General features: G+C 67.9%; 25 protein-coding genes. 12 read left to right on the top strand and 13 right to left on the bottom strand.

The genetic code is table 11. The features are described 5' to 3' along the window. Positions 1-55: 55 nt before the first annotated feature. The 3 genes from SAM23877_RS20625 to SAM23877_RS20615 are packed head-to-tail and all read right to left on the bottom strand — an operon-like array spanning position 56 to position 2,958. On the bottom strand, positions 56-1,363 hold the full coding sequence (locus SAM23877_RS20625) for a TadA family conjugal transfer-associated ATPase (RefSeq protein WP_053135294.1): 1,308 nt from the start codon (positions 1,361-1,363) through the stop codon (positions 56-58). Beyond that, on the bottom strand, positions 1,360-2,217 hold the full coding sequence (locus tag SAM23877_RS20620) for a hypothetical protein (protein WP_053135291.1): 858 nt from the start codon (positions 2,215-2,217) through the stop codon (positions 1,360-1,362). The genes SAM23877_RS20625 and SAM23877_RS20620 overlap by 4 nt, the downstream gene beginning before the upstream one ends. Before the next feature lie 18 nt (positions 2,218-2,235). Beyond that, a complete protein-coding gene (locus tag SAM23877_RS20615) occupies positions 2,236-2,958 on the bottom strand; it encodes a hypothetical protein (protein WP_053135287.1) in 723 nt (240 codons plus the stop codon). A gap of 471 nt (positions 2,959-3,429) precedes the next feature. Between SAM23877_RS20615 and SAM23877_RS20610 the strand changes: the two genes are divergently transcribed. Next, complete coding sequence (locus tag SAM23877_RS20610) at positions 3,430-4,176, top strand: hypothetical protein (protein ID WP_053135285.1); 747 nt, start codon at positions 3,430-3,432, stop codon at positions 4,174-4,176. Positions 4,177-4,471: 295 nt separating this feature from the next. On the opposite strand, the gene SAM23877_RS20605 is transcribed toward SAM23877_RS20610, so the two are convergent. Further along, complete coding sequence (locus SAM23877_RS20605) at positions 4,472-5,041, bottom strand: porin family protein (protein ID WP_244902979.1); 570 nt, start codon at positions 5,039-5,041, stop codon at positions 4,472-4,474. Between the two features lie 191 nt (positions 5,042-5,232). Here SAM23877_RS20605 and SAM23877_RS20600 point away from each other — a divergent pair, with 191 nt between their 5' ends. Continuing rightward, positions 5,233-5,904 carry a hypothetical protein gene (locus tag SAM23877_RS20600; RefSeq protein ID WP_174532238.1) on the top strand — a complete coding sequence of 224 codons (672 nt, stop codon included), beginning with the start codon at positions 5,233-5,235 and terminating at the stop codon, positions 5,902-5,904. Beyond that, positions 5,895-6,986: a hypothetical protein gene (locus tag SAM23877_RS20595; RefSeq protein ID WP_053135281.1), complete on the top strand. Its 1,092-nt coding sequence runs from the start codon at positions 5,895-5,897 to the stop codon at positions 6,984-6,986. The genes SAM23877_RS20600 and SAM23877_RS20595 overlap by 10 nt, the downstream gene beginning before the upstream one ends. 431 nt (positions 6,987-7,417) lie before the next feature. On the opposite strand, the gene SAM23877_RS20590 is transcribed toward SAM23877_RS20595, so the two are convergent. After that, complete coding sequence (locus SAM23877_RS20590) at positions 7,418-7,999, bottom strand: hypothetical protein (protein ID WP_053135279.1); 582 nt, start codon at positions 7,997-7,999, stop codon at positions 7,418-7,420. A gap of 226 nt (positions 8,000-8,225) precedes the next feature. Beyond that, entirely contained in the window at positions 8,226-8,828 is a 603-nt protein-coding gene (locus tag SAM23877_RS20585) for a hypothetical protein (RefSeq protein WP_053142694.1), read from the bottom strand. A 318-nt stretch (positions 8,829-9,146) separates the two neighbouring features. On the opposite strand from SAM23877_RS20585, the gene SAM23877_RS41790 reads away from it, so the two are divergent. From SAM23877_RS41790 to SAM23877_RS20550, 8 genes are all read left to right on the top strand, one after another. Next, entirely contained in the window at positions 9,147-9,269 is a 123-nt protein-coding gene (locus SAM23877_RS41790) for a hypothetical protein (RefSeq protein ID WP_280518073.1), read from the top strand. A gap of 46 nt (positions 9,270-9,315) precedes the next feature. Next, entirely contained in the window at positions 9,316-10,035 is a 720-nt protein-coding gene (locus SAM23877_RS20580) for a hypothetical protein (RefSeq protein ID WP_244902978.1), read from the top strand. 196 nt (positions 10,036-10,231) lie between these two features. After that, positions 10,232-10,522 (top strand): WXG100 family type VII secretion target, encoded by a 291-nt coding sequence (locus SAM23877_RS20575; protein WP_053135275.1) that lies wholly within the window; start codon positions 10,232-10,234, stop codon positions 10,520-10,522. 4 nt (positions 10,523-10,526) lie between these two features. Continuing rightward, complete coding sequence (locus SAM23877_RS20570; protein WP_244902977.1) at positions 10,527-11,888, top strand: putative T7SS-secreted protein; 1,362 nt, start codon at positions 10,527-10,529, stop codon at positions 11,886-11,888. Positions 11,889-11,941: 53 nt separating this feature from the next. Then, complete coding sequence (locus tag SAM23877_RS20565; RefSeq protein WP_053135273.1) at positions 11,942-12,325, top strand: hypothetical protein; 384 nt, start codon at positions 11,942-11,944, stop codon at positions 12,323-12,325. A 7-nt stretch (positions 12,326-12,332) separates the two neighbouring features. Then, entirely contained in the window at positions 12,333-12,968 is a 636-nt protein-coding gene (locus SAM23877_RS20560) for a hypothetical protein (RefSeq protein ID WP_244902976.1), read from the top strand. After that, a complete protein-coding gene (locus SAM23877_RS20555; protein ID WP_053135270.1) occupies positions 12,965-13,561 on the top strand; it encodes a hypothetical protein in 597 nt (198 codons plus the stop codon). Before SAM23877_RS20560 ends, SAM23877_RS20555 begins: the two co-directional genes overlap by 4 nt. Before the next feature lie 671 nt (positions 13,562-14,232). Next, a complete protein-coding gene (locus SAM23877_RS20550) occupies positions 14,233-14,877 on the top strand; it encodes a transposase (protein ID WP_244902975.1) in 645 nt (214 codons plus the stop codon). Here SAM23877_RS20550 and SAM23877_RS20545 read toward each other — a convergent pair. From SAM23877_RS20545 to SAM23877_RS20515, 7 genes are all read right to left on the bottom strand, one after another. Continuing rightward, the gene (locus SAM23877_RS20545; protein ID WP_053125971.1) at positions 14,795-15,334 is read right to left on the bottom strand and encodes a hypothetical protein; all 540 of its coding nucleotides are present in this window, start codon (positions 15,332-15,334) and stop codon (positions 14,795-14,797) included. The two genes, SAM23877_RS20550 and SAM23877_RS20545, sit on opposite strands and share 83 nt — an antisense overlap. A 729-nt stretch (positions 15,335-16,063) precedes the next feature. Continuing rightward, positions 16,064-16,570, bottom strand: a complete 507-nt coding sequence (locus SAM23877_RS20540; protein WP_244902974.1) for a hypothetical protein — start codon at positions 16,568-16,570, stop codon at positions 16,064-16,066. A 43-nt stretch (positions 16,571-16,613) separates the two neighbouring features. Beyond that, on the bottom strand, positions 16,614-17,312 hold the full coding sequence (locus SAM23877_RS20535; RefSeq protein WP_053135260.1) for a hypothetical protein: 699 nt from the start codon (positions 17,310-17,312) through the stop codon (positions 16,614-16,616). Next, positions 17,309-17,881: a hypothetical protein gene (locus tag SAM23877_RS20530; protein ID WP_053135257.1), complete on the bottom strand. Its 573-nt coding sequence runs from the start codon at positions 17,879-17,881 to the stop codon at positions 17,309-17,311. The genes SAM23877_RS20535 and SAM23877_RS20530 overlap by 4 nt, the downstream gene beginning before the upstream one ends. A gap of 11 nt (positions 17,882-17,892) precedes the next feature. After that, positions 17,893-19,116, bottom strand: a complete 1,224-nt coding sequence (locus SAM23877_RS20525; protein ID WP_053135254.1) for a putative T7SS-secreted protein — start codon at positions 19,114-19,116, stop codon at positions 17,893-17,895. 32 nt (positions 19,117-19,148) lie between these two features. Then, positions 19,149-19,460 carry a hypothetical protein gene (locus tag SAM23877_RS20520; protein WP_053135251.1) on the bottom strand — a complete coding sequence of 104 codons (312 nt, stop codon included), beginning with the start codon at positions 19,458-19,460 and terminating at the stop codon, positions 19,149-19,151. 94 nt (positions 19,461-19,554) lie between these two features. After that, positions 19,555-19,854, bottom strand: coding sequence for a WXG100 family type VII secretion target (locus SAM23877_RS20515; protein ID WP_063796785.1), 300 nt, complete (start codon positions 19,852-19,854; stop codon positions 19,555-19,557). Between the two features lie 275 nt (positions 19,855-20,129). On the opposite strand from SAM23877_RS20515, the gene SAM23877_RS20510 reads away from it, so the two are divergent. Then, on the top strand, positions 20,130-24,716 hold the full coding sequence (locus tag SAM23877_RS20510) for an FtsK/SpoIIIE domain-containing protein (RefSeq protein ID WP_053135245.1): 4,587 nt from the start codon (positions 20,130-20,132) through the stop codon (positions 24,714-24,716). Positions 24,717-24,756 lie beyond the last annotated feature (40 nt).

The following is a 24,756-nucleotide window of genomic DNA, read 5'->3' as shown; positions in this document are numbered from 1 at the left end:
CCGACGGAGTCCAGTGCCGCGAGCGGTACGCCGGTGGTGTGCGTGGTCACGTCCCTCACCCCCAGGTTCCGTTGGGCCGGTAGCCGTAGGCGATGAGTTCCTCCAGGCAGGCTATGGGGGCGTGCGGCACCACGCGGCCGTCGGGGGCCTCGGCGAAGACCTCGCTGGACAGCACGCGTCCGTCGACGCCGTTGACCTCGCGGACCGAGGTCACCATGCGCTGGAGGCGGCCGCCGCTCTGGAAGTTGTTGCGCCGCTGGATGAAGACGACGAAGTTGACGGCGCCCGCCACCAGCATCTGGCTGGCCTCGATCGGCAGCCGCTCCGCGGCCTGGAGGGCGTACGTCGAGATGCGGTTGAAGACCTCGTGCGAGCTGTTGGCGTGGATCGTGGAGAGCGAGCCGTCGTTGCCCTGCGACATCGCGTTGAGCATGGTCACGATCTCGTCGCCGAGCACCTCGCCGACGATGACGCGGGAGGGGTTCATACGGAGGGAGCGGCGGACCAGTTCCGCCATGCTGATGGTGCCCTGCCCCTCGGAGTTGGGCAGCCGCTCCTCGAACGCCACCACGTTGGGGTGGAGGTCGGGGAAGGTGTCGAGCCCGAGCTCCAGCGCCCGCTCCACGGTGATGAGCCGCTCGTGCGGCGGGATCTCGTTGGCGAGGGCGCGCAGCAGCGTCGTCTTGCCGGCGTTCGTGGCGCCCGCGATCATGATGTTCTTGCGGGCTCGGACCGCGCAGGCCAGGAAGTGGCCGAGTTCGGGGGTGAGGGTGCCGTTGCCGACCAGGTCGGAGATGAAGACCTTGCCCATGCGCGCGCGGCGGATGGACAGCGCCGGGCGCCGGGCCACGTCCATGACCGCCGACAGACGCGAACCGTCCGGCAGCCGCAGGTCGAGCTGCGGGTTGGCGGAGTCGAAGGGGCGGGACGACAGGCCCGAGTAGGCGCCGAGGATCTGGATCAGCTCGATGAGCTCCTCGTCGGTCTCGGCGACCGGCTCGCCGCGCTCCTCGCGCCCGTCGGAGTAGCCGACGAAGACGTGGTCGCAGCCGTTGATGTCGATGTTCTCGACCTCGGGGTCGTCGAGGAGCGGCTGCAGCCGCCCGACGCCGAACAGGGCGGCGTGCACGGCGGCGGCGTACGCCTCCTCCGTCTCCGCGTCCAGCGGCGTGCGCCCGGCGTTGATCTCGGCGCGGGCGTACTCCTCCAGGATCTGCGCGATGACGGCGCGCGCGTACTGCCGCTCGTCCTCGGTGGACATCGGCGTGACGCCGCTGACCTGGTCCTGGCGGCGCTGCTCGGCGATGCGGTCGCCGGCGTCCTGCCGGAACCGCTTGACCAGCGAGTGGTCGACAGCGGTCATCGGCCGGCCCCCGCGTGGCCGGACAGGTCGGTGCCGGCGGGTCCGGTGGGCATGGACCAGGCGGCGCCGAACTGCTGGTACAGGTCCGAGGTGACCTTGCGGGCCGAGCGGATGAGCAGCGACTTCTCCAGCCGGCCACGCCTGCGGCCGGCCAGCTGGTCGGCGCCGGCCGGGTCGTCGGCGATGGTGCCGACCACGCGGGCGCCGGTCTGGGCGTGCACGAGCATGTCGTTGACCTGGCCCGAGAGCTTCGCCGCGTCGTTCGTGTCGGCGACCAGGACGACGCCGATCATCGGCATGCCGAGGGTCGCGGCACCGCGCGGGCCGCCGTGCAGCTTGGCGGACAGGGCGGCGGCGCGGTCGCGGACCCGGGCGATGGCCTCCGGCTCGGTACGGGAGACGAGCAGCACGAGCGCGGCGTGCGGGAAGAGCTCCGTGGCCGGCGTGTCACCGCTGATGCGGCCGCAGTCGGCGATGACGTCCGCGGGGGCGTTCGGGGAGTCCGCGAGCGAGGCGAAGGCCCGGCCGAGGGTGGGCCACAGGCCCGCGAGACCGGCGGCCTGCTCGGAGATGCCGAGCCCGACGAGGACTTCGAGGCCGCCGCTCAGCGGCTGCACGTGGTCCCAGAGCTGGTCGGGCACCAGGCCGCGCCGGGCGGTGGCCGCTATCGACAGCATGCCGGTGTTCGGGTTGAGCGGTCCGCCGTGCGCGGCGGCGGAGCGGTAGACCAGGTCGCCGCCCGCCGGGTCGGTCTCGGCGAGCAGGACGCGGCGCGGCCAGACCGCCGCGAGGGCGACGGCCGCGGTGGTGACGCCGGGGGAACCCTTGTCGGCGGCGAGGGCGATGAGGGCCATGGGATGTGGGGTCGCCTTCTAGTTGCCGGGGATCAGGACGACGGCGACCTCGCCGGCGGAGGCGGCCTGCGCGACGGCGGCCGCGTCGGCGGCGTCGACGGTCAGCGTGACCGGCAGGGCGGTGCTGCTGATCGTGTCGCCGCCGGCCGCCTCGGCGGACACGACCACCGCGCGCTCGACCAGCAGGGAGCTGTCGGCACCGGACGAGCCGGAGGAGCCGTTCTGCTCGCTGCTGCCGGAGGACGCCTTGCTGCCGACGCGGTAGACGGCCACGTTGTCGCCCGAGTCGAGGCCGTCCGGGTACTGGCCCTCCTTGAGGGAGACGCCGACCGTGGCCTTGCCCTGTTCCATGCCGGTCTTGTCGGCGAACATCTGGCCGACGACGACCGTGCCGTCGTAGATCGTGGACTTCGCCTGGAGCTTCATCAGGCCCGCGCGCTGCTCCCACGGCACGAAGTTGGCACCGGAGTCGTCATTGACCATGACGGCCTTGATGTTGTCCTTGGTGAGGGACTCACCGGGCTTGATGTCGGCCGTGACCTGGACCGCCTCGATCCGGTCCCCGGCCCGCAGCACCAGCATCGTCGCGCCCAGCGCACCCACCAGGATCAGCAGCACCGCCAGCGCGGCCAGCGCCGGTTTGCGCTCGCGAGGGGGGCTGGGAAGCCGGTCACCGACCGACGGCTGAGCCGGAGCCGCGGAACGTCCCGCGCCCGCCCCCGTACGCTCCTGGATCTTCACGCAACCGCTCCCCGTACACCCAAGAAATTGTCTCCGCGCACTACTCAAGTACGCGGAATAACCTGCATTTTCGGACACTCCGCCCGCGCTGCCCGGTCGGTGACGTCCAGGGACATCCCCTGACGCACCCGTCCGACCTGGGCGAATATCCAGCGCTGAGGCGAGTGTCAAGCCATCGCACCGTATCAGCAGCACATAAGCCCCTCAAGGCACGCCCGCCTCCTCGGACTCCACCTCGCCCGCCCTTAGCTGTCCGCAACTTCGCAACGTCCCAACCCAGTTGAGCAAAGACCTGCATCCGACCGCCCCGACTGTGCGGATGCGAATCCAGAAACGGCGCCAGGGATCTCTCCGGGCGTGCGGTTCGTCACGGCGTCGTCATGAGGCCTGCACGAATCACTCACGAGGGAACGGATCGACCGTGCCAAGATCTTCGCTCGGACCAGTGACACCCCCCACGCAGGAGCCCGCATGAATCGCGCCACCCCGGCTGCGCTCGCCACCCTGTCCCTGCTCTCCCTCACCGCGCTCACCGCCTGCGGCGGCACCGGGGACTCCGGCTCCGGCGCGGCTCCGGCGACGACCGCGCCCTCGACGAAGGAACCCACTGCGGCGGAGCGTCTGGCCCGGACGATGGTCACGACGTCCGACGTGAAGGGTCTCAGGGTGGCGGAGCCCGACGACGAGTTCCGCTTCGCCCGGACCCCGGACGAGGTGACGCTCGACAAGCCCGTCTGCGCGCCGCTGGCCCACGCCATGAACCAACTGCCGCTCGGCGCCCCCGAGGCCGACCTCACCCGGGTCGTCTCGGGGCAGCGGGACACCGGGACGGAGACGGAGACGGCGAACGGCATCGGCTTCACGTACATCACCCTGACCGCCCACCGGTCCGGGGACGCGCAGTCCGCCTTCGCCGGCGTGCGCAAGGCCGTGGGGTCGTGCGGAGGCGGCTTCACGGCCGAGGCGAACGGGGCGAAGACCCCCTACGACTCCGTCACCGCGGAGAAGGTCACGCCCGCCGGGGACGAGTCGCTCGGCTTCAAGGCCACGATGACCTCGCTGGGCGTCCCGCACGTCCTGCACACGGAGGTCGTCCGCAGCGGTGACCTCCTCGCCGTCCACTTCTCGGTCGACGGCCTGGCGATCGCCAACCGCAGGCCGAGCGACGCGAAGCTCTCACCGACGGTGGTGAACGCACAGAAAGCAAAGCTGGGGTGAGGGGCGGGCGACCGCGTCGCGGGGCCACTGGCGGTGGGGGGCGTGCGGGGGCCCTGCGGGGGGCCTTCGGCCGTGAGGAGCGTGCGAGGAGCCCGCGAGAGGTCCTTCGGCCGTGAGGAGCGTGCGAGGACCCCACGGGAGTCCTTCGGCCGTGAGGAGCGTACGGGGAGCCCGCGAGGGGTCCTTCGGCGGTGAGTAGTGTGCGGCTCCCTTTCGTGGGCTTTCCAGCCCTGAAGAACGTGCGGCGGACCTCCGCGGGTCCTTCGGCAGGAAGGAGCCGCGGCCTCCCTCCCGGTCATCCCCCGTCGTACTCCCGGTGCCACCTGTTCTGCCGCACAGCACCCCAGGTGCCCATCACGACGGCGGCCGCGAAGAGGGACCCCAGCATGCCTCCGTACGAGCTTCTCCCCACGGACTCGGTCGGCCCGGCGATCCCTTCGGGGTCGTACCGCACACGCAACTCGTCCCCCTCGGTGACCCAGTCGTGGCAGCCGTCCCCCTCCGAGAGCGAGGGCGAGATCCCACCTCCGTCCACCGCACGCAGGTCACAGTGGTTGGTCCCGCTGTCGTCCATGCGGACCACGACGGCCTCGGTCCACCGCCCCCGGTCCGCCAGGGCCGTCTGGTCACCGGCGGCAGTCCCGAACACCCCCATGGCCACCCCGGCGATCAGCGGCACGGCCAGCTGCCAGGCCACCTTCCGCTTCCTGCGCGGCACCCGCCGCAGCACGAACAACGGCACCAGCAGCGAGGCCAACGGCAGCACCAGGACGGCGAGGAGCAGCCCCACCCCCCGCACGGGGCCCGGCAACGGCACGACCGGCCCGGTCCAGGCCAGTCCGAGCGAACCCCCTGCACACAGCACGCTGAACAAAAGCCACCGGCCCGCGTCCGCCCGCCACCGGCCACCCGCGCCGACCCGATCGGCGACTCCCGGGATGCCTTCCGCCACGTCGTCCCCTGCCTCTCACTCCATAGTTCGCTCTGGCGAAACCACGAACCACACCTATAGCGTCTGTTCTCTTGACTGATCCTTTGTCTCACGGGGAGTCCACTGTGAAGCGCCGCTCTTTGCCCGTTGCCGCCGCACTCACCGCGACGGCAGCCTTGCTGTTGACGGCCTGCGGAGGCGGTGACGCCGACTCCGGCGAGAACGACAAGATCGCCGGCGCCGACCAGGGCTCGGCCCAGCCCACGAAGTCGCCGAGCCCCTCGGGCGCCCCGGCCGCCGACAAGCCGGACGGCGTGGACGTCTCCCTCCCGAAGGACATGAACCTGACCTTCGACTGGGAGAAGCCGGAGGACAAGAACGAGGCGGCGGCGATGGAAGACGCCGCGAACTTCTTCCGTGCCATCTATCGGGGGGTGGACAAGCGCACATCCAACGTCGCCGCCGTGACCGCTTACGCCACAGGCGAGGGGCTGCATTACGCGAAGACTCAGATCGACAGCCGTGTGGACGGCGGTTGGACGGCGACTGGCACCCGTCGCCACTACGAGGCATCTACCCGGGCAACCTCGAACGGCAACTCGGTCGAGGTCGCGTTCTGCGTGGACTCAAGCAAGTTCTACGGGAAAGAGGTCAAGACCGGAAAGATCCTGAGGAGCGAGCCCAGCATCGCGGACTACGACCACTTCAGGGTCATCATGGTCAAGTACCCCACGGGCGCGGGTCTGTGGCAGGCCTCCAAGGTGTTCGTCAAGACGAAGGCGGAGGAATGCCGGTGAACAGGTCACGACGTACGGCACTGAGCACTGCTGCAGCCGGCCTGACCCTGACCCTTGGCGTCGTGGTTTTCACGGAGCCTGCCCACTCGGCAGAACAGACGGGCAACGACCAGGGCGCCAGCTCCGACCAGGCCGGTGGCAGCGACAGGACCGGCATCTACGCCGCCGCCCGCATCCAGTACTCCGGGTCCGTCGCCAAGGGCGGTGGCAAGGGCAACGTGACGTCCGCCGACGTCAACTGGTCCCCTCCTCCCTGCTGGTACGCCCCCTACCTCGGGGCCAAGGAATTCAAGAAGAAGATGTCCGCAGACCTCGAGAAGGCCGCGAGCGCTCCCGGTATGACCGGGCACGCGGGCTCGGCGATCGGCCAGACGAGGAGTCACTACGAGGACGAGTTCGGCTGGGCCGACAACCCCGGCTACAAGGACTACAACATCGAGAAGGACGGCGAGGGAATGTTCTGGGCCGGTGTCGAGAACCCCGACGAACCGGACATCCTCAAGCGCAGTGCCTGCACCGACCTCCCCTTCTGGGTGGACAACGGCGAGGCCCCCCCGCCCCAGCACGAGGAAGCCATCACCCCGGAGATACTCGCCGCCCTCGCCTACCAGCACATGCAGCTTCCCGACACCAAGGTCAGCCTCGCCCCCGAGGAGACCACGAAGGTGAACCTGCCGACCTGGGCGTGGCTCGACAAGGCCGTCTTCGACGAGGTCCAGGCAACGGCCGCGATCAACGCTCCCGGCTTCAATCTCACGGCCACGACGACCGCCAAGCCGGTGTCCCTGAAGCTCGAGCCGGGCACACCGGACGCCGAGACCTACCCGGCCTCCGGCGAGTGCACCATCAACGCCGACGGCTCGATCGGCGAGCCGTACGCCAAGGGCAAGGCCGACCAGACCCCGCCCTGCGGAATCAAGTACCTGCGCTCCTCCGGCGACGGAACCTACGACCTCCAGGCCACCATCACCTGGGACATCGCGTGGACGGGCTCCGGCGGCGCGGGCGGCGACCTGCCCGACGGGACCTTCGGGAACGCCCAGGCGGTCACGGTCCAGGAGATCCAGTCCATCAACCGGTGAGTACGGTAGTAGCAGCCAGATAGGGAAACGCGCTGCGCAGAGAAGTCCCCGAAGACCTGGTCCGCAACCTGCATCGCCGTATACGCGGCCGGCCCTCACTCGCCCCTGCCCGCCTTCGCGCTGTGGTGACCCTCCACCGCGCGAAGCGGTTGTTCTACAGCTCTCGCGAGAGTGGGTGAACCCGGCGTCGACTACTGGCGGACGCCTGACCGTGTTCTGAGGCAGGCGCCGCACAAGGCACCGGAGCCGACGTCGGCCGGCCGCTGTCTCTCGGGCCTGTCCGCCAGCCGCCCCCGCCCGGAAATCAAGGCCTGCGAAGTGACCGGTCACGCGCGTACACGCCTTGAAGAGGACGGCGAGGCTGAAGGCGCGCGCGGCGGGACCCGGTCTTGGCGGTGCCCGGCGTGAACTTCGACAGGCAGGCCCGGAGATCAGAGAAAATTGCACCGGTTCAGAAAGCGGCCCGGCATCGACACCACGGCGCCGGGCAGCGAGAGATTTCGCGTGTACACGGCCTCCAGGACGACGGCGAGGCCGATGTCGAGTGCGTCCGCCGTCCCGAAGCAGGTCCCGGCCAAGGTCCGTGGATTGTTCCATCCAGAACGCCTCATGAGCACACCCGCGCCCTGCCGCGCCAGTTCGTGACTGCGCTTGCCACCGACCTGGGCATAGGCGTACGAACGGTCTTTGATGTGAATACGGAGAGCGCGCCCCATTCGTCCCAGCCGATAGGTACCGCGATGGAGATCCGCCGGTTCCCAGTCGACACGCAGCTCCCCCTCGGCGAGGAGGGGCCTTCGCAGATACCGCAGGCCGAGGTAAGTGACGAGCGGGAAACTCTCACCGGCCACCGCCACCTCGCAGTACTCCGCCGGATAATCACTGTGCTCCGTGGGAAAGCTCAGCTCGATACGGCCGAGGCCGTCCACCTGGCCGACCCACGAGGCGACATCACCCCGGCGTCCTCGGGTAGACGCAGCGCGTTGCAACTCGAAGGTGATTCCGCTCTCCACTTGGCGCCTTCCTGTCCTCGGTCAGCCGATGCTGCGCAACCGGTCTCGGCGTCCTCTGCCGGTTCGCCGCACCGTAGGCCAGTAAAGCAAGGACCACCCGAAACACCGTAGGTCACCTGAGAAGCCGGCATGCCAGCCCTGCGGCAAGCCCGAAGTCCCGGTTGGAACTGCTGGGGCCGCACCTGGGCCGTCATAGAGCGCGCGCCTGGTGGGAACTTGAGGACCGCTACTCCGCCCGGTCCGAAAAGTGCTGCATCAAGGCGAAGGGGGACGAAATCGCCGTGCCGCCCAAAGTGAGAACGTCTGTGTCCACCTCCTCCAGCACGATGGCGATGGCGAGGTCGACGGAGTCCACGGGGCCGATGGCGGTGCCTGCCCTGGCGATGTCGGCCGGTGGGATCTGTCGGCCGAACTCGATCGAAATCCTGACGCCCTCTCTTTCCAGGACGTTCGCCTTTCCCAGGCCCTGCGAGCGATAGACGTACTCCCGGCCGTCATACGCGATGCGCAGCACCCGGGTGGCCTTTCTCAGGGCCCGGGCGTTGAACCGCAGTTCCGCGGGCCGACCGCCGAGGACGAGCTCGGCCCTGAACAGCGAAGGCCGCCCGCTCCTGCGCTTGCCACGGAAGACCGTCTCCGGAAAGGCGGGGCCGCTCAGTCGGGCGGTGTCCACTTTCTCCCCCAGCGGCTGGTAGAGCGGACATCGCTCCACCACGACGGACCCAAAGCACCCCACGTCCCCCCTGACCCCCGCGGTGGGCAACTCGTTCCTCGGCCGGGTGCGGTACGGCAGCAACTCGAAACGCAGAAACTCACTACTCGACTCCATGGCGACCACTGTCCCCCCACCCGTGCGGGTCCTGCCGCGGTTCCTCGCGATCCAGGCCTCGCACTCATGCGAGGAGTTCACGGAGTAACGGCGGAACAACCCGGCGACCGCATTGCCTTGAGGCGCTGATGTGCTGCGGTGTCAGCACCAGCGACCCGGTGCCGGAACAACGCGTGTGGTGATTGTGTGCCATCCGTGGAGACGGTCGTCTCAGATTCGGAGCTGCCCCGGACCCTCGTATGCTGCACCAGCGGTGGCGTGGCTCCGTCCAGCGAGTCCGACGCCGTACGTGCACAGAGAACGGGGGATGACGCGGACGTGAGGCCCAGCGAGGACGCCGACGAATGCACCAGCACCCTCCGGCAGCGGCAGCGCACCCTGAACGGCATGAGTACGGCACCGCTGGTGGGCGCGACGCGCTGGGTCCAGGCCGGTGAGTAGCATCGGGCGCGGTCGCACGAGGGCCGCGACACTGACCGCTCTCGCGATGCTGACCCTGGCCAGCTGCGGCTCGTCGTCCGACAGCGGCGGGGCGGGCGGCAGGACAACTGTCGCCCGCGACAAGGGCCCCGCATGCGTGGGCACCGCCCCGGCCAACGGAGTGCACGTTCTGCGCGGTGGCGGCTTCGCGCTGCCCGGCGGCGGGGGTGTGCAGTACGCCGATGGGTCCGCGGACGGCACGACGCGTACGGCGACGCTGCGCGACGGCCTCAAGTACGCACCGGAGCAGCGGCAGTGGAAGGCCTCACCCGGGACTGACATCGAGGTCGGCGGCCACGAGTACACCGTGCGGCAGATCTGCTCCTACCGCGTGGCCCTGGAACCGAAGCTTGCCGCGGACCGTACTGCCCTCGCCGCCGCACCGACATCGCTCGAACCCCGGCAGGGCTCCGCGGACACCGGCCTCTGCTTCACCACCAACCGCGCCGTCGTGGCCATCGCCGCCAAGGGCTTCCCACCGAGAGGGGACACTTTCTCACTGCTCGACAACGGCGGCGTCCAGCGTTTCCCGACAGGCCTGTCCCTCACGGTCTCCTACGTCGACACAAACGCCGGCACCGCGGGGATCGCCGCGAACTGCGCCGCGGTTCCCGTCGCCGGCTACAAGGACGTTCGGGTCGGCGACACGGTGGAGCTCGCAGGGGTGCTGTTCGAGGTGTCAGGGCTGACGGATGAAGCCGTCGAGCTCACTCGTACGAGTGCCTAGCGAATGCGGAGCACCCGAAATGGGGTCAGGACGCAACCGCATCACCAAACACCCCGTACGTCCTACTCCGGCAGCAATGTCGGAGAAGTTCGCTGTGGCGAAGACGGCAGCCCCACCACTAGCGTCTGTCGTCTTGACCGACGCTCTCTCCACGACGCGCGACACCACATGATCAGACACGGGGGAAGGGAACTGCATGGGTGAGCCGGACCTGACGGTCGACTACGACTTCCTCGCAGACTGCGAACGCAAGCTCGGCCAGCTCAAGAAGACCTTCGAGGACATCGAGAACCGCCGGGACGACATGAAGGAACACTGGGGCTCTGGTGCCGTCGCCGGAGCCATGGAGGACTTCGTCGATAACTGGGACGACTACCGCACCAAGCTCGTCGAGTCCATCGAATCGGTTGGCAAGCTCGTGGCCGGCAGCAAGAAGGCGTTCGAGGATCTCGACGAGCAGTTGGCCAAGAAGGACAAGAAGAAGTGACGCCATGACACCGACCTCGAAGCGCCGTCCGGTGGACTGGCAGCCGCTGTGTGACTCCGATCCCGTGCCCGGTGACCCGGAGGAGATCCGTGCCGAGGTCAAACACATGATCTCGGTCGCCAAGAAGCTTCGGGACCAGGCCAAGAACCTCAAGGCGATCAGCGACGACGAGACACTCAAGGGCAAGTACGTAGAGGCTCTGCGTGAGCAGTCCTCCACGCTTGAGAAGCACATGCGGGAGGTAGCCGGACGATACGAACGGGTACACGGCCATCTCACCAAGTGGTCGAACGAGCTGGAGGACTTCCAGGGCGACGCCGACAAGATTCTGCGTCAGGCCAAGGAGAAGCAGAAGGAAGTAGAGGCCGAGAAGGCCAAGAAGTCCGCCTCGGAGGACAAGGAGGCTCCGCACTCGTCCCCCAGTGGCACCAGTCCCGCCGACGACCCCCTCCAGCCGTACCGAACCCGCCTGCACACCGTCACCGGCGACCGGGACGACCGCGCCAACCACCACGCGGGCAAGATCCGCGACGAGATCGACGACGTAATCGAGGACTCGTGGTGGGACAACGTCAAGGGCTGGGTGCACGACAACGCGAAATGGATCAAGACTGTCCTGGACGGGCTCGGATGGATCGCGACCATCGCCGGGATCGTCGCCATCTGGATCCCCGGACTGAACCTATTGGTCCTCGGTATCGCCGTGCTCACGATCCTTACCAGATCCCTGCTGGTCGCCTCAGGTGACGCGTCCTGGACCGATCTGGCCTTCGACGTCGGCGGCCTGCTTCTGATGGGCATCGGCCGAGGCGGCATCAACGCGCTCAAGGGCGCCAACAAGGCCGCCTCCACCGCCGCGCAGACAAGCAGGACCGCAGGACTCAAGGCGGGCCTTCGCTCCCATAAGGGGATGCTCAACGACCTGAGCCGGGCCATGGCGGGCGCACAGGACGACGTTTCCCGGAAGTTCTTCTCAGACCTGCGGCACTTCACGCTGAAGAAGATCTCCAGGGAGGCCGGCTTGGTCACAAAGGGCCCCACGCCGGTCTCAACGCTTTCGAAGTGGAAGCACCTGGGGGACGACGAAGCGGCAGGCCTCTACGGTCAGCTCCGCGCGAATAAGGGAGTCTTCCCCGGAGCAGTGTCGAGCGGCACCACCGCACTCGGAAACCTGGGCTACGGAGCTGCCTTGACCGCCGGGTACGGTGGCATGGCCGTCGACGTCACGGACAAAGCGCTGAGTAAAAGCGACTCGATGGGTTGGCTGGCCGAACACCATCTGCTCCCCAGGGACAAGCCCTACAACGAGGACTACAACACCTGGAAGGAGAGCGGCTGGATGCCGGCACCGGACACTCACTGGTGATCACTCGGACAGGACGTCGTTGAACAGTAGGACGCACAGGAAGAGCGGGAGACATGGCTGACTCGGTCAGAGAGCAGTTGGGTGCAGGCGCGAACTTCAGGGTTCGGGTGACCATCATCGGTGCCCTGTTGTCGATCGTCCCGTTGATCGGTATCGCGCTACTGCTGCCCAATTCCAGCCGGGACGTTCTTTTCCGGATCTACTGGATCATGCTGGCGGGTTGCTTCGTACATCTGCTCTGGATTCTGATCAAGAACCCGGTGCCCAGTGCTCGGCCGCCCCTGCTGACCCGTGACCTCGCCATGGGGTGGGCCTTGCTGCTGCCGAGCCTCTTCACCTCCTTTTGGCCAGGCATCGTCGGGGCCCCGCTGTTCACCGTTCTGGTCGGTGCGACGTCGGTCGCGGAAAGGATCCGGAACCGCAGTGCCGCATCGTGAGAACGCCGTGGACGACCCGGAGGCAACGGACTCAGCAGCCATCCCGACCGGCTTCAACCTCGTGCCGCCGCCCGGCTGGGCCACGATCCCGCTTCAGTCCGGCACGAAGGAAGCGATCCAGCGGATCGTGCGCGCCTCCGTGGCGCAGCTTCCCGTCGGCTTTCCCAAAGACGACATCCCCAAGGCCAGAATGCAACTCGTCAAGGAGTTGAAGCAGACGGTCCGCAAGGCCCGCGACTCCCAAGGGCTAACGCTGTACCTCCCCGTCGAGCGCGTGCACGGAATGCTCATTCCGGCCTCGCTCATCGCCTCCGCAGCACTGGTCTCGCCGACGGGCGGCGCGAAGCACGAGTCGGTACTGGTCGATCTCGCGCGTGACGCCGAGGAGGCCTCGGCGCGCGAACTCGACGGTACGGCTGCCGTCCGCACCCTGCGCAAGCTGCCCGCCGCCCCGGAGCGGGGCATCGAGGTCCCCTCCTGGCGAGTGCAGTACACCGTGCCGATCCCGCACAGCGCCCCGGCCAAGTGGCTGACGTTCACCTTCAGCACGCTGCTCGTCCCCGACATGGACACTGAGTTCACCGAGACACTGGTCGAACTCTTCGACGCCGTGATGACCACCTTTCGCTGGAGCCACACATGATGATCGTCGACACCGACGCGGACCCGGGTCTCTGGTTCCACATGCCCCTGCGGCTCGACAAGTCAGAGTTCGCTGAGTGGCTGGACCTTCAACTGGAGGCGACCGGCCTGCTCCACCAGCGCAAACTCACCTGGCGCGAGAAGCGGCAGATGAAGAAGTTCCTGGAGGGCTCGGCGGCCATGCTGGGCCACCGCGTCGAGGCCGACCAGGCGTTTCTCTTCGGACCCATGCCCCCACAGGCGGCCCCACTGGTGTTCTTCGCCAAGCAGTTCACCTGCGACGAGGAGCACAGCGAGTTGCACTTGAGCATGCTGGCCGAGCCCGACCCGGGGACTGCGGAGGCCAGCGAGCGAGTGGAGACGACACCCTTCGCCTCCCCGTACTTCGGCACCGGCCTGCGTTGCCTGCGTAGCTGGACGGCTCCCGAAGGGCACCTGATGGTCGCCGTCAGCTACGCGTGGAACGACCCGTCCAACAACATCGACCTGCTCCTCAAGGGCCACTACGACGACCCGGCCCTCTTGGAGGCGTCTTTCGACGCGATCGACGACTTCGCCAGGAGCGTTCGGCTGCGGAAGCCGTCCGAGGGCTAAGGCTGACCGAGAGTCTGGTTGCCCCGGGAGCAAGGCTTGCGTCGGCCGCTACCTCACCTTCTTCAGGCGCTGATCGCGCCCGGCTTTGATCCCGTCCTCTTCAGCACCCTCGTGGAGTTGTTCGACGCCGTAATGGGCGCCTCCCGCTGGAGCTACGCCTGAAGTCCTTTCTGTCGTGCCCCCTCATGCCCGAAGGCACTCTGTGGAGCACCGACCTCGGTGCCCCGCTTCATATCGACACGGACGCCGACCCGAACCTGTGGGGATACCTTCACCTCCAGATCAACAAAAAGACCCTCAAGGAATGGCTGAAATTCCATCTGAATGGCCTCGCCGCCATCCACGACATCAAGCTCGCCCACAAACTGCACCGAGGTCCACGCCCGCTCTCACCCTTGAAGACCAGAACCCTCACTGCCTGTTCGTGCGGTCGGGCAGGTTCGAACGGGGTCCTGGTTCGGGTGAGTTGTCCGGGGCGGGTGCATGAAGGAAGGGCCTCTTGGTAGCTCGCGGATGTCGAGTCCAGCGAGAAGCAAGAGGCCCTGTTGTCGAAGTGTCGCGTGGTCGTGGTCGCCGAGTCCAGTTCGTCCACTCGTGGGTGTGACTGCCTCGCCCACAGGTTCGGGAACGCAGTCGACCGGCCGCAGCGCCGGCCCCGATACGGCTCGGACATGAGCGATGCCGAGTGGGCCGTGGTGAGGGACCTTCTTCCGGTGCCGGGCTGGCTTTCGGGCCGCGGCGGGCGTCCGGAGGGCTACTGCCACCGGCAGATGATCGACGCAGTGCGCTACCTCGTCGACAACGGCATCAAGTGGCGGGCAATGCCCGCGGACTTCCCGCCCTGGCCGCGCGTCTACGCCTTCTTTGCCCGCTGGCGGGACACGGGACTGGTCACCGAGCTGCACGACCGGTTGCGGGAAGCCGTCCGCGCCGGCGAAGGCCGCAGCGCCGAGCCGAGCGCGGGGATCGTGGACTCGCAGTCGGTGAAAGCGGACGCCACCGTCACCTTCGGCTCACGGGGCTTCGACGCGGGCAAGAAAATCAACGGTCGCAAGCGGCACCTGCTCACCGACACGCTCGGACTCGTCCTCGACATCGTCCGCCGCAGTGAAGATGTTCGAGGCTTCCAGGCCCTTCCCCGCCGCTGGGTCGTCGAACGGTCCTTTGCGTGGTTTCTGCGCAGCCGCCGCCTGGTCAGGGACTACGAACGCCGCCCCGACACGAGCGAAGCCGTCATCCGCTGGTCGATGATCGCCCTGATGAGCCGCCGCCTGGCCGCACGATCTCGTCGGCCTGCAGTGCTGACGGCAGGGTGAACCTCCCGGGCTTCGTCTCCACCAGCCAGCCCCGTTCCACCAGCCTCTTCAGCCGTGCTCTCGCACCCTCGACACGTGAGGCCGAGGCACTGTCCCAGCCAAGCACCACGGCCGCCCGCCGGGCACCCAGCCCGTCGTTCCCGGCCTCGGCCGCGGCTGCCATCACCGCCTGGTAGTCCACCGACAGGTCTTCGACCCCGGCCGCGTTCTGTCGATGTGGCACCGCACGGCGCGGGCCCACCGGCGTCCTCGGCGACGGGCCAACGACTGTCTCGGCCGGCTGTTCCTCCTCGGCGAGCGCTTCCAGATACTGCTCGAGGCCGATCGTCCGAAGCTTGAGAACCTCCTCGGCATCCGCCAAGTCTGCCCGCACCCGCTTCAGTTCGGCTTCGAGCTCATCCACCCGCACGGCAGCGGCCTTCCGCCGCGTTTCCAGGACCGCCCGCATCGACGGCATCCGCCACCCCCACCGACTCGATCAGCAACGAGTCGAAACTCCCGCCACAGCCGCAATCTCATGCCTGACCAGCGGAATCCGCACACGGCATTCGGAAAGAGAACGGCCTCTCAGCGGTCCGCCGGGCGATTCTGAACGATTCCTCACAAATCCGCGGGCGGGTGGAAAACCGTTCGCCGAATACCGTCGACACCTACGGCAAATCAGTGCTCCCGACATCGGGCGTCACGTACGGCCACATTTCGCCCGTCGGCGTACAAGCGCGCCCGCCGTACCACGTGAGTGCTGTGCGGCGGCTTGCCCTGCGGGCGTACCACCGGCTCGTCCAGGTGCCGCGGTATGCCACCTCGTCATGGTTGCTCAGACATCACTCGTCCGTTGACCCATGGCCTGCCTCACTCACCCGTCACTCGTCGTCGCGGCGTCCTTGACCCCCGTAGAGGATCAGACTCCGTCAGCCAGTCCTTCAGTCGTTGTGCATCGACAAGATTGCCGACCCTTCCGGTGATCTTCGCCGCGCTCCGCGCGCGTGGGCTCGGCGAACTCAAGGGCCACGGCCTGCTCGACCACGTCATCGAAGAACCTCCGTGGCCCACGCCCTGGCCTCAGCCTCGTTCCCTGCGGGCCAACGTGTGATCGATCCGGGCCGGCTGGAACGCGAAGGCGCACTCGATGGTCTCCTTCAACCCAGGCCGGTTCGTCCTTACCACGCTCGTACTTTCCGCGGTATCAGATCCACCGAAGCGAGTGGGCAATGGCATCGCACAGATTGCCCATGGGGCCGTCTGTGCCACTGAGTGGTACCGAGAAGGCCAGATGCAGGTAGCCGGCGTCGCCTGGCATCCACACGTGGTAGTCCACATTTGATTTCGTGCGGAGTCTCACCGAGCGGCCGGCAGGCAGTTCGACGACTTCCACCACGGCTTCAGGGCCTGCCCGCCCGGCCATGGCCTCGGCAAACTCTTCCGGCGTCGGGGCCACACCTCTGGACATGGGTGGCCACGAGATCAGCAGTGAGGCGGGTGCGGTGCTCCCCTCGGGCACTTCCGTCCGCAGGAAGAATTCGAGCGCGCCACGAGAAAGTCCATGCTCGGCGGTGTTGCGAAGAGTGGACCAGATACGGCGGGCGGTCTCCGCGGGAGCGCGGACTCCCGCGAACTCCTTGTCCACGAAGGTCTTCAACTGACCGCGCCAGCGCTCTTTCGTGAGGTCGACGCGGAACCAGTCACGGGGCACGAGAAGGCGGTAGTCAGAGGGCGGGGATCCGGACACGACCAGTTCACGCCTCTGCCAGGGAAGTGATGAGCGGTGATCCGTCGGCGTGGAACAGCCGGATGCTCCTGACGGTGTTGCCGAACATCGTGGAGAAAGCGTCCCAGCCGGCCATCGTCGATGTCGACATCTCCATCATGAACGTGGTGCCGTGGGGCAGCGGAACGCAGACCCGTATGAACCACGTCGGGAACGGGAGGTCTTCCCCCGTCGCGGTGAGCTCGCCGAGTAGCTTGTCCTCGCGCGCGCCGACGTACGAGACGGCCCACCCGCAGGGGAGATCGATCCGGGTCACCTCGCCATCACCGAACCGGCGCAGGTCTGTGGCGATCGCCTCCACCGCGCCCGGTACGTCGGCGGCGTCCGGGCTGTCGAGCAGACCGGCGAGGACCGTAGCGGCGCAGGGCGAGTCGTCGACGACTGTGACGCATATACCTGCGTACTCGGCTCCGGCGGCCAGAAGATCGTCGACGCCCAGGGCGCACGTGACCGCAAGCGCCGTCTGGGCTTCGTCCCCGGCGCCCGGCAGCGCCTTCTCCACAAGCTCGCCCAGCAGGCGCACGGCCTCGTCGTCATCCGCCACGTGGATCGGAATGTCGTGGAAGATCTCCGGCATCACCCAGCGCACGTGAACGTCGTCGGCATGCAGTGCGACCGGGGCAGGATGGGTCGGTATCAACTCTGCAAGGTCGGGCTGGCTCGTCACGGATACTGTTCCTTTTCCGGCACGGGACGGTCGGGGGCTTCGGGGAAGAACTTCCGCGACGTGGCGTACATGCCGTAATAGGGGTAGAGGCGCGGGATGTCGGCGCCTCCCTTGCGGGCGATCCCGACGATCTTGCGATACAGGCGGGCCCGGCAGCGCACATTGCGCACGACGGGATCGAGCAGGGTGCGCCGCCGTGCGAGGTACCCGCCCACGAGCACGGTGCACAGGATGAGGGCGTCCACCGCGATGAATGCGATCTGGAACTGCCGAGACTTCTGGGAGGCGACCAAGTCCCAGAAAGGCCAGGCCCCCACACCGAAGACGAAGAGCAGAAGAGCGAGCACGCAACCGACGACCCCTCCCTTCTCGGTGTCCTCACGCCGCTGGAACAGCATCCAGTGGACGGCCCTGTCGTCGAGGAAGTCGAAGCGAGTTTCCCGGCCGTAACGTTCCGCCGCGGCTTTGGCCTCCGGAACGGAAGCCACGACGGACGCGGGCACCATGCTGTGCTCGGTTCCTTGGTCGTCGACGAACTTCACGGGATCCAGCGAGTGGTAGTCGCTCAAGGGTCGTCTCCTTACGCAGCGGGCGCCAGAGCCGTGTGGAACGACGCCGACGGCGGCTTGGGGCTCGGCTGTGGTGACGGTGACGGAGTGGGCTGCGGGCCGCCGCGGGGTGCGCTGCCCTCGTTCGGCGAGTCGCCGACCTCGTCGAAACGGTTCTTCAGCCTCATCAGGCTCTGCACCCCGAGGTTCACCGCGGCGCCGCCCTTGATGTAGCGCGTGACGATTTCCGGGTCGAATCCCCCCGCCGGCAGTTTGACCTTCGAGATGCCCTTGCTGGTGAGGAATTTCGAGGCCCAGACGACGCCCTTGTTGAAGTTCTTCACGGCAAAACCGTTGGTGAATCCGGCCCAGACGGCCCGCTGCGCGGTGAGCATCCGAGCTCCCTTGGCCGCCGCGGTGAGCCCCTTGAGGGCACCCAGACCGGGGATGATGCCCAGGACGTCCAGTCCGATCTTGAGCAGGTCGAGCTTTCCACCTCGCGCGAACACGTCATAGAGACGTCCCGACAGAGCGGTGGCGCTCATGGCCCCCGCCGCAAGGACGAGGACCACGGCGAGTGTGCCGCCCGACAGAACGATCGCTGCGACCAGAGCCGCGACCGCCAGCGCCGTCGCGGCAGCGGAGAACCAGTCCGCGTGGTCGGCGATCCAGTTCATGATGCCGCCTGGATCCCTGACGCCGTCATGATGGATAACGTTCTTGATCTTCCGGGCGGCATCGCGTGCTGCGTCGTCACGGATGGCCTTGGCTCTCATGATCTTTTTTTGGCCCTCGAGCATGAGTTGTGCGGCATCGTCGCTCTTCTTCTGCTGCTTGCTGTGCCGCACCGCGTCGTCGCCCGTCAGTACTTTCCCCTTGAGTGGGTCGAGGATGTCGTTGGCGGCCTTGTGGTCGACCTCGGCAGCCCGGTACTCCTGGAGTCCCTTGTCCGCCAATTTCTGGGCCCGGTGCAGTTCGCTGGCGTACTCGGACGACTCCCCGTCACCCTCCTGGACCTTAGTGCCCATCGCGGTCGCGGCTTCGTCGTACCGGTCGTACGCGTTCTTGAGACGCACCGCCGTGTCGTCGGCGATTTCGTGGAAAGCGCGGCCCGCGTCGCTGTCCCAGCCGTCGACCGAAGCCAGCGCCTTGATGTTCCGCGCCTGCTTGTCGATCTCGTCGGCCATGCTGCGCAGCTCCTTGCCGAGCTGCGCCACCTCGTACGGGTCGCCGGGCACCGGGTCGGAGTCGTACATCGGTGACCAGTCCTTGGGCCGGGCTGTCACTGCTACTTCTCCTTCTTCCCGTTCTTCTTGGCATCCCTCAGCGCGTTCGCCAGCTCGTGGTCGATGTCCTCGTACGCCTTGGCAGCGTTGCCGGTGTACTTGGCGAGGTTCTCGATGTCTTCCATGAGCTTCTTGCGGTTCTTCTTCCAGGTGTCGGAGAAGTCGCTGAAGACATCCCGCAACTTGTCGCTGCCCAACGCGTCGCCGTACTCGCCGGCGGGGTTCCCGTTGTCCTTGAACTCGCGGTGCATGCGGTACAGGGACTTCGAGCAGCCTTTGATCAGGTCGAGATCGTATCGAGTTCTGTCTGCCACCCGTTCAGACTTTCTTCCTCAGAACCACCCCGCCCGGGCGCGACGGCACACGGAACGTGCCCCCTCACACCCGGACAAGGTCGTGCGGCCGGTATCAGCCCTTGGCGGACTTCGCCAGCTGCTCGTCCAGGTCCTCGTACGCCTTCTTGGCGTTGGTGAGGAACTTGGACAGGCCCTCCAGACCCTTGACGGTCTTGGCCGCGCCCTTGGTGAAGTCCTTGATGGACTCGTCGTAGGCGCCGGAGGCCTTCTGCGTGGTGAAGCCGTTGGCGACGAGTTCCTCGACACCCTTCTCGATGGACTTCAGCTTGTCTTCCATCTCCCCCATCGCCTTGATGAGGTCGGTGGCCTTCTTGTCCATCTCGGCGTAAGTAAGGTCTGCGTCCTTGGCCATGACAGCTCTCCCTCCCGTTGCCGCAGGGCCTTCCCCCGTGGCTCGACTGCGCGGTCCACCCGGTCGTCTACCGGCCGTCCGCATGAGCAAAGATCTTACGGGTGGGGCTCTTGGGGCAACAGGGATGCCCGGCACCGCTCGCGTGAACCGGTGCACACCCCGGACCTGTGGAGGCAGTGTGCGTCCCGTTGCACGGGGGCAAGGTGCGGCGGCTAAGGTCGCTCCACTGTGTTCAGCGTTCCGGGGGCGGCCTCAGCCCAGCGAGGAGGACGAACGTGCGCCTGAGTCTGACCGTCGTCGACCCGGTCGGCGGAGCCAGCACCGACGTGGTGCTCGACGCCGACCCGGAGTCGTCGATCGGTGACATCACTCGGGAGTTGGCGCGCCATGTCGGTGCAGCCGGTGGTGCGGAGGTCATCCCCATCGGCGGACGCCCCGGCCCCGGCGGCGCACCTCGAGCCTTCGTCGACGGCTACGCCCTCGACCCCGACGCCAACATCGTCGGCTCACCGCTGCGCGAGGGGGCGGTCGTCAGCCTGCACGATCCGGCCGGCTGCGTTCCCGGTGAACCGACCGGTGTCGTGGAGTTCCGCGTGGCCGGCGGTCCCGGGGCCGGTGCCGTGCACCGGCTGGGCGTCGGACGATACGACATCGGCAGCGGCCCCGCCGCGCACATCCGCGTCGACGATCCCGAACTTTCTGCGCGTGCCGCCACTTTGTCCATCGCCATGAACGGCACCTGCGATGTCTCCCTGCACGGCTTGGAGAAGAGGAGCAGCGGGGACAAGGAGAAGGGTGGCGACAGCGGCCACCCTCGGCTCGACGGCGAAGACTTCGACGGCGGTTCGTGGCCCTTCGGATCCCAACTCGCCTTGGGCAACACCCTGCTGGAGATCGACGGCTACTCGCCCCCCAACGCCGCCCTGAAGTGGTCGGAAGACGGAGCCGGGCTCGACTACAACCGACCTCCCCGCCTGCGTCCGGCCGAGCGCACGACCCAGTTCCGGCTGCCTTCTCCGCCCAGTGAGTTCGAAGCCCGGCCTCTGCCGTGGCTGATGGCTCTGTTCCCGCTGGTCGGCGCTGTGGTGTCCGTCATGATCTTCGGGCGCTGGTACTACATGATCATGGCTCTGCTGAGCCCGGTCATGCTCTTCGGCAACTACTTCATGGACAAGAAGCACGGACGCAAGTCCCACGCGAAGCAGGTCAAGGAGTACAAGGAGACCAAGGAGCGGATCGAGAAGGACGCCCAGGAGGCGCTGCGGCTGGAGCGGATCGACCGACGCGCCGCCATTCCCGATCCCGCCTCCGTGCTCGCCTTCGGCACCGGCCCCCGTACCCGGTTGTGGGAGAGGCGGCGCACCGACGCCGACCACCTGCTCCTCCGGGTCGGCACCGGCCGCGTGCCGTCCGAAGTCGTGCTCGACGACCCGGAGCAGGACGAGCACAAGCGTCAGGTCACCTGGGAGATCGAGGACTCACCCGTCGCGCTGCCTCTGAAGGACCTGGGCGTCATCGGCATCGCGGGACTCGGCGACTCGGCACAGGCACTCGCGAGATGGGCCGTGGCACAGACCGCGGTGCTGCACAGCCCGATGGATGTCCAGTTCTACGTGCTCACCGAGAACCACGCGCAGCCGCGCTGGGACTGGGTCCGCTGGCTCCCGCACAGCCGCCCTGCGAACGGCCAGGACGTCAACGTGATGATCGGGACGGACTCCGAGACCGTGAGCGCCCGGATCGGTGAGCTGACGCAGTTGCTCGACGCCAGGCAGAAGGCCCTGAAGGAGAACAACCGCAGTGGCGCCGGTCCCGCCTTCACCGACCCGGACGTCGTCGTCGTATGGGACGGGTCGCGTCGGCTGAGGTCGCTGCCGGGCGTCGTACGACTCCTGCGGGAAGGGCCGGCGGTCGCCATGTACGCGATTTGCCTGGACGAGGAAGAGCGCTTTCTGCCCGGCGAGTGCCAGGCCTTCGTCGTCGCCGAGCCACTGCGCCGCGACGCCCCCGCCACCCCTGGGCCCGGCAGCTCCGGTCAGGCCGCCTCCGGTGGTTTCCCCTCCTTTCACGCCTGGCACCAAGGTGCCCAGCAGACCCAGCAGGCTCCCGAGCGAGCCCTCGAACTGCGCTTGCGGGTCGAGCAGACCGGCGCGCGACGCAGGTCCGACGTACGGCCCGACTTCGTCTCCCCTGCCTGGTGCGCCCGGCTGTCCCGGGCGCTGTCGCCCCTGCGCGACATCAGTGGCGAGACCGAGGACTCCGCGCTCCCGTCCTCGAGCCGACTTCTCGACGTGCTCCAGCTGGAGCCACCGACGCGGGACGACGTCGCCGCGCGCTGGCGCATGGGTGGGCAGTCCACCATGGCGGTCATCGGTGAGTCGTACGACGGTCCCTTCGGCATCGACATCCGGCGCGACGGCCCGCACGGACTGATCGCCGGTACGACCGGTTCAGGCAAGTCGGAGCTGCTCCAGACCATCGTGGCGGCGCTCGCCGTCGCCAACACCCCCGAGCACATGACGTTCGTCCTCGTCGACTACAAGGGCGGGTCCGCCTTCAAGGACTGCGTCAAGCTCCCGCACACCGTCGGCATGGTCACCGACCTCGACGCCCACCTCGTCGAACGCGCCCTGGAATCGCTGGGCGCGGAACTCAAGCGGCGCGAGCACATCCTCGCCGCCTCCGACGCCAAGGACATCGAGGACTACCAGGACCTGGTGCGCCGGGATCCGTCCCATGCGCCCATACCCCGACTGCTCATCGTCATCGACGAGTTCGCGTCCATGGTCCGCGACCTGCCCGACTTCGTGACCGGCCTGGTCAACATCGCCCAGCGAGGCCGCTCGCTCGGCATTCACCTCCTGCTCGCCACGCAGCGGCCGAGCGGTGTCGTGTCGCCCGAGATCCGGGCCAACACCAACCTGCGGATCGCGCTGCGGGTGACCGACGCCAGTGAGTCGACCGATGTCATCGATGCTCCCGACGCAGGTCACATCGCCAAGAACACCCCGGGCCGCGCGTACGTCCGTCTGGGCCACGCCTCCCTCATCCCCTTCCAGTCCGGCCGGGTCGGTGGCCGCCGCCCGGGTGCCGCCGATCCGGCCGCGCTCGCCCCGTGGGCCGGCCCGCTCTCCTGGCAGGAACTGGGACGGGCCGGACTCACCAAGCCCAAGTCCGAGGCGCGGGAGAGCGACGAGATCACCGATCTCAAGGTCCTGGTGGACGCCATCCGTGAGGCCAATGAAGCCCTCGGCATTCCCGCCCAGCACTCCCCGTGGCTGCCCGCCCTGGACGAGTCGCTGCTGTTGGACGACATTCCGGAGGTGCATAGCCAGGGGGCTCTGCCGGCGGCTCCGTACGGCATCGCGGACCTGCCGGCCGACCAGGCCCGCCGCCCGGTGGTCGTCGACTTCGCCACCTTCGGACACCTGCTCATCGCCGGTGGGCCGCGCAGCGGCCGCTCGCAGGTGCTGCGTACCATCGCGGGATCCCTGGCCCGCACGCTCTCGAGCGCCGACGTCCACTTGTACGGCATCGACTGCGGCAACGGTGCCCTGAACGCACTGACGCGGCTGCCGCATTGCGGCGCGGTCGTCAGTCGTAATCAGCAGGAGCGGGTCATCCGGCTCTTCCATCGGCTCACCGGCGAACTCACCCGGCGACAGGACCTGCTGGCGGAGAAGGGCTATGCCGACATCGGTGAGCAGCGAGCCGCAGCGGCCGAGGACGAGCGACTGCCCCACCTCGTGGTCTTCCTCGACCGCTGGGAGGGCTGGCTGCCCACGCTCGGCGAGTACAACCACGGCGACCTCACCGACCAGGTGATGGTGATGATGCGCGAGGGTGCGAGCGTCGGCCTGCACCTGGTGATCACCGGTGATCGTCAGCTGCTGGCGGGGCGCATCTCCTCCCTCACCGAGGACAAATACGGTCTGCGCCTCGCGGACCGCGGTGACTTCTCGTTGCTGGACATCAACGCGCGCAAGATCCCCGAGGAGATCCCGCCCGGCCGTGCCTTCGCAAGCGGGACGGCGACCGAGACGCAGTTCGCCCTGCTCTCCGAGGACACCACCGGTCAGGGGCAGGCTTCCGCGCTGGTCGCGATCGGTGAGGCGGCGACCCTTCGGGACGCCGGGCTGCCGCGCTCGCGCCGCCCGTTCCGCGTCGACGTACTGCCCGGTCGGATCTCCTTCGCCGATGCCTGGGCCATGCGCGATCCGGTGGTGAGCGCTTCCCCGCTGTGGGCGCTGGTGGGTGTCGGCGGCGATGAGCTCACCGCCTTCGGCCCCGACCTGGCCCAGGGTGTCCCGGCATTCGTGATCGGCGGGCCCGCGAAGTCCGGGCGCAGCACGGTGCTGCTGAACGTCGCCCGCTCCTGCCTCGCCCAGGGCGTGCGGCTGATCCTGGCGGCGCCCCGCCCCTCCCCGCTGCGTGAGCTGGAAGGGACGGAAGGTGTCCTGAAGGTCTTCACCGGCCGGGACATCGACGAGGACGAGATGGAGGAGCTCATCGAGTCGGCCAGTCCCGAGCAGCCGATCGTCGTCCTGGTCGACGACGCCGAGGTGCACGACGACTGCGACGCCGAAGACATCTTCAAGCGCATCGTCGAACGCGGTGTGGAGGAGGGTCTGGCCGTCGTCATCGCCGGTGACGAGGAGGAGATCTGCGACGGTTTCTCCGGTTGGCAGGTCGACATGAAGAAGGCGCGCCGCGGCATCCTGCTGTCTCCGCAGGACAGTTCCGCGGGAGAGCTGATCGGCATCCGTACGAACCGGAGCATGGTCGGCGGCCAGATCACTCCGGGCAAGGGCATGCTGCACCTCGGCAGCGGAGAGCATCTGACGGTCACCACGCCGATGTGACGGGCCCCGGCTCCCCGGAGCCGGGCCGGGGGGCGTTGAG

Source organism: Streptomyces ambofaciens ATCC 23877, from assembly GCF_001267885.1.
In the GTDB taxonomy this organism is placed as follows: domain Bacteria; phylum Actinomycetota; class Actinomycetes; order Streptomycetales; family Streptomycetaceae; genus Streptomyces; species Streptomyces ambofaciens.
This window is presented reverse-complemented; position numbering and strand designations above follow the sequence as displayed.